A 16381-nucleotide genomic window follows, 5' to 3' on the forward strand; every position below is an offset into this window, starting at 1 on the left:
ATGAGTATCGCATTTGTTAACGGCAAGTATTGTTGTCAATCTGAAGCAAAAATTTCAATATTTGATCGAGGGTTTCTTTTTGGTGACTCGGTTTATGAAGTGCTGCCTGTTTACCATGGGCAGCCTTACTTTGTAGACCAACATCTTGACCGATTATTCTCAAATATGAAAAAAATTAAGATGATTATACCAAATTATGATTGGCATGGTTTAATTCATAGACTAATATCAGAAAATAATGGCGGTAATTTACAAGTATATATCCAAGTCACACGAGGGAATCAAGGGGTGCGCAAGCATGATATCCCTACTTCCATCACACCTTCTGTTATCGCATTCACTATGCATAATCCATTTCCCACCCTCGAAGATAAGGAACAGGGAATGTCAGCAAAACTGGTTGAAGATTTTCGGTGGATGAGATGTGATATAAAAACTACTTCTTTAATTGCCAATATATTACTGAATGATGAGGCTGTATCTGCAGGATTCCACACTGCAATTCTTGCCCGGAACGGTCTAATTACAGAGGGAAGTAGTACCAACGTATTTATTGTCGCACAGGATGGTGTTATTAAGACACCACCCATGAATAATTTCTGTTTACCAGGAATTACTCGGCAAGTTGTTATTGAAATAATTAAAAAATTAGATTTAAAGTTCAGAGAAATAGAAATTAGCATTTCAGAGCTTTTTTCTGCTCAGGAAGTTTGGATAACAAGTACGACAAAAGAAGTATTCCCTATTACAAAGATTAATGACTCTTTGATTAATGGCGGAAAAGTTGGCGAATATTGGCGGATAATTAATGATTCCTACCAACAACTAGTAAACTAAATTATGACAAAAACGACTTTAATAGAATTCCCTTGTTATTTTCCTATTAAAATTATCGGAATTAACTCAGAATTATTGCTCAATGAAATCAGGCAAATTGTTATTAATCACTTCCCTACTTTTGAAAATGAGCATTTAACTCATAAAACGAGTGAACAAAACAAGTACTTGGCTATTACTGTGACGGTGTATGCAGAAAATCAAATCTCGCTGGATGGATTATATCAGGATTTAAGTCAACATCCTGCTGTGAAAATGGTTTTATAATGATAATTCATAATTTAGGCATAAAAGATTATACTGAAATATGGGAGCAGATGAAGGAGTTCACTGCAATCCGCGACAGTAATTCTTATGATGAGCTTTGGTTATTAGAGCATTATCCTGTATATACTCAGGGGCAGGCAGGGAAACCAGAGCATGTACTTAATCCCAACTCTATAAAAATTGTGCAATCAGATCGCGGTGGACAAGTTACATATCATGGCCCAGGACAACTAGTAGCCTATGTTTTAATGGATATTCGCCGCAGAAACCTGGGCATAAGAACTTTAGTAGCAAAACTGGAAGAAATATTAATTTCGGTTTTAGAACATTATAGAATTCCAGCAAACATTCGCAGTGGGGCACCTGGAGTTTACGTAGGTGAAAAAAAAATCGCATCGATAGGACTGAGGGTGAAAAATGGGTGTACTTATCATGGTATAGCATTAAATGTGAACATGGATTTGAGCCCATTTTTAGGCATTAACCCATGTGGTTTTGCTAAAATGGAAATGACACAGATGAGTCATTTCCATCCTAATATTCAGTTAGAGGAAGTAAGCCAACATCTTGTACAGTATTTTTTGACTCAATTTAAATAATAGGAAATTATGAATTTGTTAGCAGATTATGTGCAACCACTGACTTATTGGCTACAAGCAAACCCACATTGGTCCCTGTTTATTACTTTCTTAATCGCTTTAAGCGAATCTTTAGCTGTCATTGGGAGTATTATACCTGGCTCTGTTACCATGACTGCAATAGGGATATTAGCAGGTTCTGGAATCATGCGTATCGATTTGACATTGCTTGCTGCTACTCTGGGAGCTATTTGTGGAGATAGCCTTAGTTATTTTTTGGGATATTTCTATAGTGATCGTTTAATTGAGATTTGGCCTTTTAGAAAATACCCGGGCTTATTGAAGTATGGTAAAGATTTTTTTGCAAGCCATGGCGGTAAAAGCGTATTAATTGGTCGCTTTGTTGGCCCATTGCGTTCTATCATTCCAGTGATTGCTGGAATAATGCATATGAAACAGTGGAGGTTCCTGATCGCAAATATAGTTTCTGCTATCGGATGGTCTATTTTATATGTTATGCCAGGGGTGCTGATTGGCGCGGCAGGACATGAATTATCAGCAGAGGGAGCTACAAGGTTTTTTATCTTGATATTGGTCATTCTTGCTGTTATTTGGTTGAGTAGCCTCGTTCTCAAATGGTTATTTATTAGGTTAAATTCATTTTTGAGAAGTAACTTGCATCGTTTTTGGTTAGAAATTAAGACAAGCCCCAGATTATCTAAAGTGTATTATGCTATCACCCCTGTTCAGGAAGAAAATCATTACAATACGGTTGGTTTATTACTTATTGCTCTCGTGATTTTTTTTCTCTTTTTAACTTTAGTTATTTTTACCATTGAAGGTCAACTGCTAGACTATATTAATGTGCCTGTGCATTTTTTTATGCAAAGCTTTCACAGTTCCTTACTGGAAGCAGTTTTCATTGTATGTGCTCAATTAACAAGCAAATCAACCTTAACTGGGTTATTTGTCGCTTCTTGTACATGGTTTATTTATCATAAAAATTACCGAGCTACGGTTTATTTAAGCAGCATAACCCTATTGAGCGGTGTTATTGCTTTATTTTTAACTAAAATTATTGATAGCCCCAGACCGCAAGGGCTATTGGTTACTTTGCCTGGTTCCTCTTTTCCATCTGTTAGTATTTCCATTGCAACTGCATTGTATGGTTTTGTTTTATTTTACATAAATAGCAAGTATTCCTTAATAACCAGCAGTTTTAAAACAATTATTCTAATTGTGCTCGGATTAAGTGGGTTTGCTAATATCTATTTAGGTGACTTTTGGTTTTCTGATATTTTAGCTGCTTATTTGTTGGGAGCTGAAGTATGTTTAATTCATTGTTTGGTATATAGAAGGTTTAGTACTTCTGTTATAAAGAATGAACATCCTTTAATTATGCTCATATCACTGCTTATGGTTATTGTATTTGCGACAGCTGTTTCAACAGTTGTGAATTTTAAAGAGCAGGTTCATGATCATATGCCCTATCACAAGGAGTTTACTTTAACAGAAAAACAATGGTGGGATCAGCAAAGACCTCTTTTACCTTTGTATAGGTTAAGCAGAATTGGAAAACGAATAAGTCTCTTAAACATTCAATACGTAGGTGATCTGGATGCACTGCAAAATAAGTTAGAACAATTTGGTTGGGAACCACAGAGCGATAAAACTTTTTTTACCAGATTGCTGATGCGAATGAATAATGCACCATCAAACGTTAAACTGCCTTTACTCACTCAACTATATGAAAATAAAAAGCCAGGCTTGATAATGACGTATCAAGATAAAAAATCAAAGTTGATTTTTGATTTAACTATTTGGCAATCGAACTATTATTTATCTGAGCCCAAAAGAATTGTGTGGATAGGCTCCATTCATCAAAATATTTTTAATTTAAAGCAAAAAAAATCCAGGCATAATTTACCGCCAGTATTAAATCCATTGTCTTATGTAATCCCTGCTCTTGATGACTTTACCCTTAGAAGGATTATGCTATCTGATGATTTGGTAAAAACATCGGTTTTCCCTACTGCCCCCTATATTCTTTTGATAAAAACTAAATAGCAGAGCGTCATTGATTGCAGGAAGCATGTTCTGATTTATTTATATTAGGCCCGGCTAGTAACCCATGTAAATTACTGATATAACTATGTATGTTCTTATAATTTATAAAATAAGGGATGGAATCAATGCATATCTTGGCTAAAGTTATTCACTGTCTCTTTCCATTAATTGCGCTAACTCTTTTAATTATTGGAATCAAACGAAACGCGATTTATTATATTATTTCTTCCTTATGGATAAGCCTTATTTCATTAGTCATTCATTATCAGACTTCCGGTGGAGAGATTTTAGGTACGTATTTTAATTATCTTAACGCAACAATATATACTATCAATTTGTTCGTTTTGTGTTTATCTTTAGTTTATGTTTTATGGCATTTAAGCAATGATAATGTAGCGTTTAAAATAGTTAGCAGCTTGTTTCAATCATTTATAGTCATTGGAGCTTTATTGGTTGTAATCAATCTTTGGATAAATGCCTATTTTATCGAAAACAGGTTGAATGGAACCCCTGTGATGCAGGTAGCCCTTTTAGAGAAACCTGATTATTGTAATTACAGATATATATTTTATAAGGTGGCACTGGATGGCACCGTTTATTATCTTTGCCCTAATCATTACGGTTTAATCCCATCTATTGGTCGATTGTCTATAAGCCCAGATTTTATAGCATCACAGTTATCAATACCAAGCAAAAAGCAAATGCTCTTATTGCAACAAAAAAGGAGTTAAATTAGCGATTTTCTATATTTTAACAAATTGTTCTGATATTTATTATTTGATAGTATGTGTGTAACTTACCAGTATAGTGCGTCTATGAAACGATTTTTTCCGATATTGTTTATTCTTTACTGCTGTAATTTATTTGCAATGGCACCTAAGCTTAACTGGGATAAAGCGATTGACAAAGCAATAAAACGTTATGGACTAAGAGTAGAACCGCAATTAATTTCTTATTTTTCTAAAGCTGGGGTTAGCTACCCTCCTAAAGAAATTGCCTTGCTTGCCTTCAAGTCAGAGCGTAAAGTCGAGTTATGGGCAAAAAATCCAAACCAGGAATGGACCCATATTCATGATTACCCATTAACTGGCTTTAGCGGGCGTTTAGGACCCAAATTACGTGAGAATGATAAGCAGATCCCCGAAGGGATCTATAAATTAGTAAATTTTAATCCTTTTAGCAGCATGCACTTATCCATGATGATTAACTACCCAAATAGTTTCGATCGGCAAAAAGGTTATATGGACGGTAGGAAAGAGTTAGGAAATAATATTTTTATTCATGGAAAAAATTTATCTGTAGGATGTTTGGCTGTCGGTGACCTTGCCATTGATCAACTGTTTATCTTGGCAAGAAGAGTTGGCCTCAAAAATATTCAGGTTATTATTGCCCCTAATGACTTACGATATCAAAAGCCATCAACATCTACATTTGCCCAACCCAGATGGTTGCCCGAGCTTTATAAGCAAATAACAGAATCACTCAAACCCTTTAAAAAGACTAAATTTACTGCTTAATATAAAGATTAGTCTTTTTATTATTTTATTTAAGTAATTTGAGTATATACTTAAATAAAATAAATAATATAAAGAATAATCATAAAAATCATATGAATACTCCGAGAAGACAATCATGGTCTCATATTGATTTGGGTGAACTAGCCAAGAATGACTCTCTGCTAGCCTGCCTGGTATTATTAACTCGATATTATCAAAATCCGTTTTCGCCTCCATCACTTATAGCTCGTTTGCCATTGGTCAATAGTAAATTGAGTGTTGATATGTTTTCGCGTGCCGCTGCCAGAGCCTCTTTGGATTCTGAAGTCAAAACTATAAAATTAGAACAAATCACTGATTCAGATATTCCCTTAGTATTGATTAAAAAAAATGGCGAGGCTGTGCTTCTAATACTGGAGGATGATGGTAAAAAAGCAATCCTTGATCCCAAGCAACCTGATTCCCGGATTGATTTGAACCAAATTGCCGATGAGTTAAGTGGTGAAGTCATTTTTGTTGAGCAACAATACAAACCTAGCACCAGAGCACATGAAACTCTTTCCAAAGAGCAAAAAAACTGGTTTTGGAAAGTTGTTATTAAATCTTGGCCATTGTATTCTGAAGTTCTTGTGGCCTCCTTGCTCGTGAATATATTTGCACTCGTTGTTCCATTATTTAGCATGAATGTGTATGACCGTGTGGTTCCAAACCATGCTATTGAAACCATGTGGGTGCTTGCTAGTGGTGTAGCTTTGGTATTTCTCTTTGATATGTTGCTCAAGAGTTTACGATCCTATTTCATTGATGTGGCAAATAAACACAGTGATAAAGAGTTGTCTGCTTTAATATTTCAGCAAGTTCTCGGATTAAGTATGGCTAACAGGCCAAAATCGGTTGGTTCTTTAGCCAATACAGTACAGTCATTTGAAGTATTCAGAGATTTTATTACTTCGACTACTATGACAGTTCTTGTTGATCTTCCTTTTGTATTTATTTTTCTTTTTGTTATTTATTTGATTGGCGGGGTGTTGTTTTGGATACCTTTTTTAGTGCTCCCTACTATTTTTATAACAGGTTTGTTGCTGCAATGGCCTTTAATTCGACTTACAAGAAAATCCTATCAATATGGTGCTGAAAAACAAGCGACGTTGTTTGAGTCTTTAGCTACTATAGAAACTGTAAAGACAACTGGAGCAGAATCAGTCCTGCAATCACGGTGGGAAAGAATAATTAATGAATCTTCTAAAAACTCTATGCAATTACGTTTTGTAGCCAATACAAGTATCAGTATCACTAATCTGGCCCAACAAATTGCGACTATCGCTATTATTATTGCAGGTGTTTATATGATCTCCGAAGGTGAGTTAACTACCGGTGGATTAATTGCCTGTACCATATTGACCGGAAGAGCATTGGCGCCAATGGCGCAGGTATCCACTCTATTTACACGTTACTTCCAATCAGTTAATGCTCTGGACTCATTAAACAAGATTATGCAACTTGAGACAGATACCACAGAAGAAACTCGTTATCTCCACAGACCTTCTCTGAAAGGTGCCGTTGAATTTAAACAGGTGTCTTTTCATTACAAGGAAGATGAGACGAAGGTATTACAAAATCTTAATTTTAAAATTAATGCTGGTGAGCGCGTTGCAATTATAGGACGAGTTGGTTCACTTTGGGAAAACTAATATTAAAGCTTTACGTTCCTAACGAAGGAACTATTTTGCTGGATGGCACCGATTATAAGCAAATTAATCCTGACGATTTACGTCAGCAAATAGGTTATGTTCCTCAGGATATTGTTTTATTTTATGGAAGCATAAGAGATAACATTTGTGTAGGTGCCCCCTTTATAAACGACTCTGCTCTTTTAGAAGCCGCTGAAATAGCTGGGGTAACGAGTTTTACCAATAATCATCCCAAAGGCTTTGATAGACAAGTAGGAGAAAAAGGAGCTGAATTATCAGGAGGACAAAGACAATCTGTCGCTCTTGCCCGTGCTTTGATTATGAGCCCTAATATCTTGTTATTGGATGAGCCTACTTCGGCAATGGATGATAATAACGAAAAGCAAATCAAGAAAAATCTTAATGAATACTTATCCGATAATCGTACTTTGATTTTAATAACTCATAAGATTTCCATGCTGGAGCTGGTCAATCGTATTATCGTTTTGGAAAATGGCAAAATCATTGCTGATGGTAATAAAGAAGCTGTTCTAAGCGCCCTTAGGACAGGGGTAACGGTGAGGAAATAGTCTATGAAAAAAACTCACAGCTCAAAAACCTTTACCCATATTATCTTATGGACTTCCTTGCTTTTTTTTATTGTAGCAATTATTTGGGCTAATTATGCCATTCTTGATGAAGTAACTACAGGACAAGGAAAAGTAATTCCCTCTAGTGAGGTTCAGGTCATACAGAATCTTGAAGGCGGGATTATTCAGAATATTTTTGTCAAAGAAGGGCAAATAGTTAAAAAAGATCAAATTTTAATGCAAATCGATAATACTCGGTTTATGGCCAGCTATGCCGAAGCAGAGAAAAAAATTGATGCATTGGAAATAGAAATTATAAGGCTTAATGCTGAAATTAGTGATACAAAACCTGTGTTTCCAGATAAATTTATCAAAACCTATCCTCATCTTGTGCAGGATCAGTTGTCTCTGTATGAATCACGGATGAGAGAGTTGAATCAACTGAAAAAATCCCTAGAGTTGGCGCAAAAAGAATTGGATTTAACTCGTCCATTATTAAAGGGTGGATCCGTTTCAGAAGTAGAGGTTATTCGTCTGGAAAGATCAGTAAGTGAAATTAAAGGAAACATTGAGAAGTTCAAATCAGAAGAACTGGATAAATTGAATAAAGCCAGAACAGAGTTGTTTGCGCTGATTGAGGCCAATAAAGCGGATAAAGATCGTTTAACAAGGACCACAGTTCGTTCTCCAGTTTATGGTATTGTAAAACAAATTAAGACGACAACGATTGGTGGTGTAGTTCAACCAGGTAGTGATTTACTTGAGATAGTCCCGCTTGATGATACTTTATTAATTGAAGCAAAAATACGCCCTTCTGATATTGGTTTTATACACCCAGGCCAAAAAGCGATGGTTAAAATTACTGCTTATGACTTTTCTATCTATGGTGGATTGGAGGGTGTTGTAGAGCATATTAGTGCCGATACTATTATTGATGAGAAAACAGATAAAAAAGAAGAAAGCTACTATATAGTGAAAGTGCGAACAGATAAAAATTATCTGGGAACTGAAAAAAAGCCATTGCCTATCATTCCTGGCATGCAAGCCACGGTTGATATACTTACAGGTCAAAAATCTGTTCTTCAATACCTCTTGAAACCTATCATTAAAGCTAAGCAATCAGCACTAAGAGAACGTTGATTATTAGAAGTCCTTAACTTGTTATATTATGCGATAATTAGTTAATTGGTCTATTATAATATTAATATTATTTTCTGTAAGGCTATCTGTGCAAAGGATATAATATTATGCAATCGATGGTGTTCCATAAATCATCCAATTCTTACTACACTGCATACTATCTAACTGTAGCTTTCGCCACTCTAACATTTATCTTTGGGCTGTCTGTTTTAATTGGTTGGCATTTTAATATTGAGTTTTTAATTCAATACCAACCAAATACGGTAGCAATCGTTTACAATACAGCTTTATGCTTTATTATTTTATCCTTTTCTATTTTTTTATTCCTCAATTGCTACTACAAGTCAGCCATTACTTTAAGTACTACTGTTTTCATTTTATCTGGTTTAGCGCTTACACAGCATGTTTTTAGTATTAACCTTCAGATCGACGAAGTATTCTTTCATCACTATCAATCTATTGAAAATGCTTATCCAGGCAGAATGGCCTCTAATACAGCCTTTTGCTTTTTATTAATCACTACAGCACTTGTTTTGATGAATATAAGAGGCTATCAATCCTTTAATAATTCTCTGGCAGGTGCACTTGGCTTATTAGTATTTTGTTTGGCTTTATTGTTCATAAGTGGTTATTTTTCAGACATTCAACAGGCTTATAAATGGGGTAATAAAACCCCCATGTCAATCAACACAGGGATTGGTTTTTTGTTACTTTCTTTAGCGGTGATGGGATTATATTGGCACAATAATACCCTTTATCAATTAAACTCTGGTATTGCAATGCCTTATTTAAGTGCATTTTGCATTATGTTTACTTTTTCCTTGTTATCATTTGAAATTTTTAAAAAGGAAAAAGAACTAAATTTAAGCACTAATTTATCAATCAGTACGCTTGCTTTAGGAGTTTTTTTTTCCATCCTGTTTGGATTAATCATTAGATTATGGCAATTGGCAAAAATATCAGCCGTAACTGCTAAATACGCATTATCAGAAATTAAGGCAACTCTGGAATCTACAGCAGATGGTATTTTGGTAGTGGATAGAGCAGGCAAGGTGATGAATTACAATAAACGCTTTTTAAATATGTGGTATCAAGAAGAAAGATCTCTGAAAACGATAAATTATCATGATATAAAATTGATAATTAATAAACAATTAATCAATCGAAGGGAAACAATCCAAAGAATTAATAAGATCTTGAAAAACCCAAATTATCAACACGCATTTGAGTTAAAATTTAAAGGTGAAATATATTACGATTGCTATACTCAACCACTAAAACTGGATGATGAAATCATTGGGCGTGTTTGGAGTTTTAGAGACATTACTATTCCTAAAAGGCTTGAAATAGAGCTATCTCACCAATCTACACATGACATGCTTACCAATTTACCTAATAAAGTATTGGCTATTAACATGCTGGGATATGCAATGAAAACAGCTGTTAGTAGTAAAAAAATAGTAGGAGTATATTTATTAGATTTAGATCGATTTACACAAATCAACGATGTGTTTGGGCACAGTAAGGGAGATGAAATAATAAAAGCTATTTCAAAACGGTTAATTGATTGCGTGCCGATGAATCATATGCTTGGACGACTTAGTGGCGATCAGTTTATTGTAATTGCCAGTATTAACAATAGTAAGGAGGTAGTTACTGGAGTCACACGTTTACTGAGTGCATTTCACGAACCTGTTAAAATGAACGGTCATAGTATTAAAATGAGTTGCAGTGTGGGGATTTCGTTTTACCCTAAAGATGGAAATACAGTTGACACCTTATTGTCTAAGGCTGACATTGCCCTGTCTCGAACAAAAGTTGAAGGTCGCAATAGTTTTCAATTTTATACACAAGAAATGCATAGCTATACTTTAGAACACATTTTACTGGAAAGTGAGTTAAAGAATGCAGTGGCAAAAAATGAGTTTGTTTTGTATTACCAACCTATTCTCAAATTGAGTTCTTTGAATGTGATTGGTTTTGAAGCTCTAATTCGCTGGAATCACCCTCGCAATGGATTAATTCTTCCGGACAAATTTATTCCTCTTGCAGAAGAAATAGGAATAATTGGTGAAATTGGTGATTGGGTGTTCGTCACTGTATGCAAACAGATACAAGCATGGCAACTTCAAGGATTTAAAAATATAAAAATTTCAATCAACATTTCACCAAAGCAGTTTAAATTTCAATATATTCCCAAGAGGATTAATGAATTATTATCTGAATTTCAAGTAAAATCAGAATCTATTGAATTAGAATTAACTGAAAATATATTAATAGACAAGTCGACTGATATTATTGATACTTTAAGTAAATTAAAGGAAATGGGTATCCAAATTTCAATTGATGACTTTGGTACTGGTTATTCTTGCTTAAGCTACTTAAAAGACTTACCAATTGATATTTTAAAAATTGATCAAACCTTTGTTAAGGATCTAAAAAATAATCAATCCAATCAAACTCTAATAAAAGCTATAATTGCGATGGCAAAAAAATTTAACTTGAGTTTGATTGCAGAAGGAATCGAAAACCAATATCAACTCGAATTTTTAAAAAAACTGGGCTGTCATTATGGACAAGGATATTATTTTTCTCATCCAAAGCCAACCGAAAAATGCATGCAATTTTTGCAATAAATTATTTACTTGCCTCATGATCCGGATGAACGATAAAAATCCCTGGCGCATTACGTAAGTACTCGTGATAATCCATACCATAGCCAAAAATATAATGATCCTCTACTTGTAAACCGACAAAATCAGCCTTTTGCAAACCATTGGGGACACGTTTACGATATTTATCAACTAATACAGCACTATAAACTTCCGCAGCCCCCATGGCTTTGATTTCATTAATTATGGCAGCCAAGGTTATACCACCATCAAGAATGTCATCTACGACCAGGACTGTTCGTCCTGCAAGATTGCTTGATGGTCTCACTTTCCAAAGAATGTCCCCTCCCGTTAAATCACCTCGATAACGCGTAGCATGAACATAATCCACCTCTAGAGGAAAATCCAAACGATGCAATAGATTACCTAATGGAACTAGACCTCCTACCATCACGCAAATAATTACAGGGTTTTTATCCTGTAGTGTTTCATGAATTTTTATTGCCATTCTGTCCAGTGCTGCTTCAACTTCGTTAGATGTGTATAAACAGGTTGATTTTTCATATACAGCTTTAATTTTATCAGGAATGGTCATTTATTTATTTCCTTAGAAGTTGTTTATACAGGCTAAACGAAGTTAATCTTTTATCTTTCCTGATCCAGGGAAAGGCCTTACTTTATTGCCATGGCTCAAGTTATCTTTGACTTTTGATGTCCCTTGTTTTGAAACTTCATCAATGCGAAATATGGAATGTACAGGAATAAAAATGCGCTTAACATCACAAAATTCCATTTTAAGTTTTTCTTCAGACGGATCAACTACCAGTGCCGTTTGCTCTCCAAAAACCAGCTCCTCAACCTCCAGAAAACCAAACATATCGCTTTCTTTTATTGAACGAGCATAGATTTCATAAATTTCGTCCTGATTAGCAAAACTGATTTTGAATAGCGATTTTTTTGTCATGTATCTAACCTTATCTAAAAGCAGGATAAAGTATACAAAAAGTAAGGGTGTATCTTCAAATATTTAAAGCAGTTTAGTCGTCTAGAGCTTATTATTAGCATCAAATTTATTCATTTAGACTTAATGGTGACAATAATTTAATCTCTTTCGTATGTGGAATATTAATGAAATATAAGTTTCATCTAATTTGTTGCTGGCTGTAAGGGCGAGTCATACTCTTTTTTTACCGATTCTATGGCGGGTTCGATTGTGAGCGATGGGCTGATGTACTCATATTTTTGAGTGATATAACAATAAAAGCCAGAAGGAAAAGGCCATATCATTTTGCCAATTTCATCAAAAAAAGTTAACTTTTTAATTAAAGATTGGCTATTTACTGGCGGTATATAGCAAAAATTAGTTAAAGAACACTGTTTGTAGCCTCTTTGAAGGAAAATTCTGTTAAGATTGAAAGCTGAACGCAATTTTACCGTTCGATTACCATAACAATTAAGCACCCCCCATTTCATAGCCCCTCCCCATAAACTCCAAGGATTAATGCATAAGAATATGAGAAATCCCATAGGCTTCAATATTCGGTCAATTTCATCAATTAAGCTAAAATTGTTTCCAAACGGTTCTAGTGTTAAAGGTACTATAACACAATCCAAAGTATCTCTATTCAGTGGTAACTGATTTAGCGAGCACTCAAGATGGATTCTATTTGTAGAAGAGAATGGTGATGCTATCCATTTGTGTTTAAAATCAAGAAGGTTTAACCAGGGATTTGTAGCACAATCTCCAAGTTGTAGTAACGTCTCTCCTTTTAAGAACTTTTTTACTGGATCTAATTGATCCGTAAATTCTTTAGCAACAAATACTCCTAAAGGTGATTGGAACCATTCGTATAAAGTGCGATAATGTTTTATTTGATGTTCAATCAACAAAATGTGACCTTTAATTTATTACCTTTTATTAACTACAATACAACGAGTTTTAGATGCAAACAATTTAAATCTTTCAAATTTTTTATTATTTCCAAGAGAGTTGCGTTATAGCCCGTGTTTGCAAAAAATTGATATGGCAAAGTAACCAGAAATAGGATTTAGGGGCAGGTCCAAAACACCGGGTTTTGTTCAAAAAACCATGCAATTACAAAAAAATTTAACTATATTTAAAACTAAGATACACTTTGAATAAATGAAATGGCTCTAGCTACAGAAGAATATAGATTACAGGGAATCGGCCAGCTTCTCGTGCTGGAAAAGCTGCTAGATAAAACAAAAGCAATTGAACTACACAAGTTGGCAGCAGCAGAAAAGATGTCTTTGCTGCAATACATTGTAAAAAATAAAATATTATCTGCTGAACAAATTGCACTGACGGCTGCTCAAAATTTTGGTGTACCCATGTTGGATATTAATTGCATCGATGTGGGCACCATTCCTGCCAATCTGGTTAATGAGAAATTAATTAAACGTCACGCCATGGTTCCTCTTTTTAGTCGAGGCACTAATTTATATCTTGCAACAGATGATCCTAGTAAACAAGCTTCATTAAAGGAAATTCAATTTCATACCGGATTAAATACTCATGCGATAGTTGTAGAAACAGATAAACTTAGTGCTCTGATTGATAACCTATTAACAGCAAAGGAAAGTCAGGGCTTATCAGAGTATGTTGAAGACTCTGGAGATCTGGAAGGTTTAGAAATAAGTGCTGATGATGAAGATCAAGATATTGATACTGCAACATCAGTAACTGATGATGCCCCTATCGTGAAATTCGTCAATAAAATTTTATTGGATGCAATAAGGCAAGGAGCTTCTGATATACACTTTGAGCCTTATGAACGAGAATACCGCATCAGGTACAGGCAAGATGGTATTTTACATGAGGTTGCTACCCCTCCCGCAAGCTTGTCATCTCGTATTACAGCACGTATCAAGGTAATGTCTAATTTGGATATATCAGAACGGCGTATCCCCCAGGATGGTGGCTTCAAAATGAAAATTTCCAAGTCACGAGCAATTGATTTCAGAGTGAGTACATGTCCAACCTCGGCTGGGGAAAAAGTGGTTATGCGGGTTCTTGATTCTGGTACTGCTAAATTAGGTATTGAAGCATTAGGATTTAATCCTGTTCAGCGAACAAATTTCCTTAAAGCAATCCAGCGCCCACAAGGGATGATTTTAGTCACTGGCCCTACTGGTAGTGGTAAAACAGTCACTTTATATACGGCTTTAAATATATTAAATACAATTGAGGTTAATATTTCAACAGCTGAAGATCCAGTTGAAATCAAAGTACCTGGTATCAATCAGGTTAATATTAATCCTAAAGCTGGCCTAACCTTTTCCGGTGCATTGCGTTCGTTTCTAAGGCAAGATCCTGATATTATAATGGTTGGTGAGATACGAGACCTTGAAACAGCAGAGATTGCTGTAAAAGCTGCTCAGACAGGGCATTTGGTTCTTTCTACTCTGCACACAAACAGTGCCGCTGAAACTTTAAATCGTTTAGTAAACATGGGAATACCAACTTTTAACATCGCGAGTTCGGTTACCTTAATTATTGCGCAAAGGCTGGCAAGAAAATTATGCAATCAATGTAAGGCAGTGCGAGATGACTTTACCAATCAAGGTTTGATTGAACTAGGTTTCAAGGAAGCTGATCTGGTTAATCTTAAATTATACAAAGCAGTTGGTTGCGAGCAATGTACAAGTGGTTATCGCGGGCGAGTCGGGTTGTTTGAGGTTTTACCGATGACGAAAGAGCTTGGCCAATTGATTATGTCAGGTGGTAATTCGCTGGATATATTAAAGTTAGCTCAATCAGAAGGTATGCTGACTATTTTTCAATCGGGTATAGAAAAAGTTAAGGAAGGAATCACGACCATAGAGGAGGTCAATCGGGTAACCGTTGATTAATTTGGATGGATAAAAATAGCCCACCCCTATTAACCTTTCATTATCAAGGCATTAATAAAGCCGGTCAAAAAATGGAGGGTGATATTCAAGCGAGAAGCTTGGCAATAGCTAAAGCTGATTTGCGTAAGCAGGGGATTGTTACCAATAAAGTAGTAAAAAAAAGAAAACCTTTGTTTGATAGAAAAAATAAAAAAATCACACAAGCAGATATTACTGTGTTTAGCCGCCAATTAGCGACGATGATCGAGTCAGGAATACCATTAGTGCAAGCATTTGATATTGTTGCCAAAGGACAAAGCAATAAAAGACTTAAAGACTTAATAGAAACAATTAAGCACGATATCGAAACGGGGCTAACGCTGGCAGAATCCTTAATTAAACATCCACTCTATTTTAATGAATTATTTTGTAATCTTGTCGATGCTGGTGAAAAATCAGGCTCATTAGATATCATGCTTGACAAGGTTGCAACGTATAAAGAAAAAATTGAAATCATAAAAAAGAAAATAAAAAAAGCTCTCACTTACCCAATTGCTGTTATGGTTGTCGCACTTTTGGTTACTGCGGGATTATTAATCTATGTGGTTCCTCAATTTGAATCGTTGTTTAAAGGATTTGGAGCTGATTTGCCAGCGATGACTAGAGCTGTGATCACTATGTCTGAATTTATGCAGGCTTATTGGTATATTATTTTTGGAGCTTTGGGTGGGATTGTCTATAGCTTTTTTTATGCTAAAAATCATTCTTTAGAGTTTGCGCAAACCATTGACAGAGTGATGCTAAAATTCCCTGTAATTGGCCCTATTTTAGAGAAAGCAGCAATTGCTAGATTTGCGAGGACATTATCCATTACTTTTGCTGCTGGATTACCCCTGGTTGAAGCATTGAAATCTGTAGCTGGAGCGACCGGGAATATTATTTATGCCAAGGCGACTGATAAAATCAGAGAAGAAGTTGCAACAGGACAGCAAATGTTTACTGCTATGGAAAATACTCATTTATTTCCAAATATGGTAATTCAAATGGTAGCAATTGGTGAGGAATCAGGTGCCCTTGAAAAAATGTTAAGCAAAGTGGCTGATTTTTATGAGGAAGAAGTAAATAATGCTGTAGATGCCCTGAGTAGTTTATTGGAGCCGATAATTATGTCAATATTGGGTATACTGGTTGGGGGATTGGTGGTGGCTATGTATTTACCTATTTTCAAACTGGGTTCTGCTGTTTAAACAGATCCTATTTAATTTAATCATA

The 16381-nt window shown here is 35.2% G+C and carries 15 protein-coding genes; 12 read left to right on the forward strand and 3 right to left on the reverse strand.

Annotated elements, in window-relative coordinates:
• The 10 genes from LPG_RS07560 to LPG_RS07600 all read left to right on the forward strand — a co-directional run bounded on the left by LPG_RS07560 (window position 1) and on the right by LPG_RS07600 (window position 11281).
• The gene (locus LPG_RS07560) at window positions 1–837 is read left to right on the forward strand and encodes a D-amino acid aminotransferase (protein ID WP_010947239.1); all 837 of its coding nucleotides are present in this window, start codon (window positions 1–3) and stop codon (window positions 835–837) included.
• 3 nt (window positions 838–840) lie between these two features.
• Complete coding sequence (locus LPG_RS07565; protein WP_011213793.1) at window positions 841–1104, forward strand: HP0495 family protein; 264 nt, start codon at window positions 841–843, stop codon at window positions 1102–1104.
• Window positions 1104–1703, forward strand: coding sequence for a lipoyl(octanoyl) transferase LipB (lipB, locus tag LPG_RS07570; protein ID WP_010947240.1), 600 nt, complete (start codon window positions 1104–1106; stop codon window positions 1701–1703). Before LPG_RS07565 ends, lipB begins: the two co-directional genes overlap by 1 nt.
• A 9-nt stretch (window positions 1704–1712) precedes the next feature.
• Window positions 1713–3749: a bifunctional DedA family/phosphatase PAP2 family protein gene (locus LPG_RS07575; protein ID WP_010947241.1), complete on the forward strand. Its 2037-nt coding sequence runs from the start codon at window positions 1713–1715 to the stop codon at window positions 3747–3749.
• A gap of 125 nt (window positions 3750–3874) precedes the next feature.
• Window positions 3875–4480 carry a type I secretion system protein LssZ gene (locus LPG_RS07580; protein WP_015444496.1) on the forward strand — a complete coding sequence of 202 codons (606 nt, stop codon included), beginning with the start codon at window positions 3875–3877 and terminating at the stop codon, window positions 4478–4480.
• Window positions 4481–4564: 84 nt separating this feature from the next.
• A complete protein-coding gene (locus LPG_RS07585) occupies window positions 4565–5266 on the forward strand; it encodes a L,D-transpeptidase family protein (protein ID WP_015444495.1) in 702 nt (233 codons plus the stop codon).
• A gap of 92 nt (window positions 5267–5358) precedes the next feature.
• The gene (locus tag LPG_RS07590; RefSeq protein ID WP_223804294.1) at window positions 5359–6936 is read left to right on the forward strand and encodes an ABC transporter transmembrane domain-containing protein; all 1578 of its coding nucleotides are present in this window, start codon (window positions 5359–5361) and stop codon (window positions 6934–6936) included.
• Entirely contained in the window at window positions 6924–7505 is a 582-nt protein-coding gene (locus LPG_RS15350) for an ATP-binding cassette domain-containing protein (RefSeq protein ID WP_010947245.1), read from the forward strand. The genes LPG_RS07590 and LPG_RS15350 overlap by 13 nt, the downstream gene beginning before the upstream one ends.
• Before the next feature lie 3 nt (window positions 7506–7508).
• Entirely contained in the window at window positions 7509–8645 is a 1137-nt protein-coding gene (locus LPG_RS07595) for an HlyD family type I secretion periplasmic adaptor subunit (RefSeq protein WP_010947246.1), read from the forward strand.
• Between the two features lie 107 nt (window positions 8646–8752).
• Entirely contained in the window at window positions 8753–11281 is a 2529-nt protein-coding gene (locus LPG_RS07600; RefSeq protein WP_016356917.1) for a sensor domain-containing protein, read from the forward strand.
• 1 nt (window position 11282) lies between these two features.
• Here the strand turns inward: LPG_RS07600 and LPG_RS07605 are convergent, their stop codons facing one another.
• From LPG_RS07605 to LPG_RS07615, 3 genes are all read right to left on the reverse strand, one after another.
• Window positions 11283–11852, reverse strand: coding sequence for a hypoxanthine-guanine phosphoribosyltransferase (locus LPG_RS07605; RefSeq protein WP_010947248.1), 570 nt, complete (start codon window positions 11850–11852; stop codon window positions 11283–11285).
• 42 nt (window positions 11853–11894) lie between these two features.
• Entirely contained in the window at window positions 11895–12221 is a 327-nt protein-coding gene (locus LPG_RS07610) for a DUF1820 family protein (protein WP_010947249.1), read from the reverse strand.
• Window positions 12222–12403: 182 nt separating this feature from the next.
• The gene (locus LPG_RS07615; RefSeq protein WP_010947250.1) at window positions 12404–13147 is read right to left on the reverse strand and encodes a methyltransferase domain-containing protein; all 744 of its coding nucleotides are present in this window, start codon (window positions 13145–13147) and stop codon (window positions 12404–12406) included.
• A 258-nt stretch (window positions 13148–13405) separates the two neighbouring features.
• On the opposite strand from LPG_RS07615, the gene pilB reads away from it, so the two are divergent.
• Window positions 13406–15130, forward strand: a complete 1725-nt coding sequence (pilB, locus tag LPG_RS07620; RefSeq protein ID WP_010947251.1) for a type IV-A pilus assembly ATPase PilB — start codon at window positions 13406–13408, stop codon at window positions 15128–15130.
• A gap of 5 nt (window positions 15131–15135) precedes the next feature.
• The gene (locus LPG_RS07625; protein WP_010947252.1) at window positions 15136–16356 is read left to right on the forward strand and encodes a type II secretion system F family protein; all 1221 of its coding nucleotides are present in this window, start codon (window positions 15136–15138) and stop codon (window positions 16354–16356) included.
• Window positions 16357–16381 lie beyond the last annotated feature (25 nt).

This window comes from Legionella pneumophila subsp. pneumophila str. Philadelphia 1 (assembly GCF_000008485.1).
GTDB classification, from domain to species: domain Bacteria; phylum Pseudomonadota; class Gammaproteobacteria; order Legionellales; family Legionellaceae; genus Legionella; species Legionella pneumophila.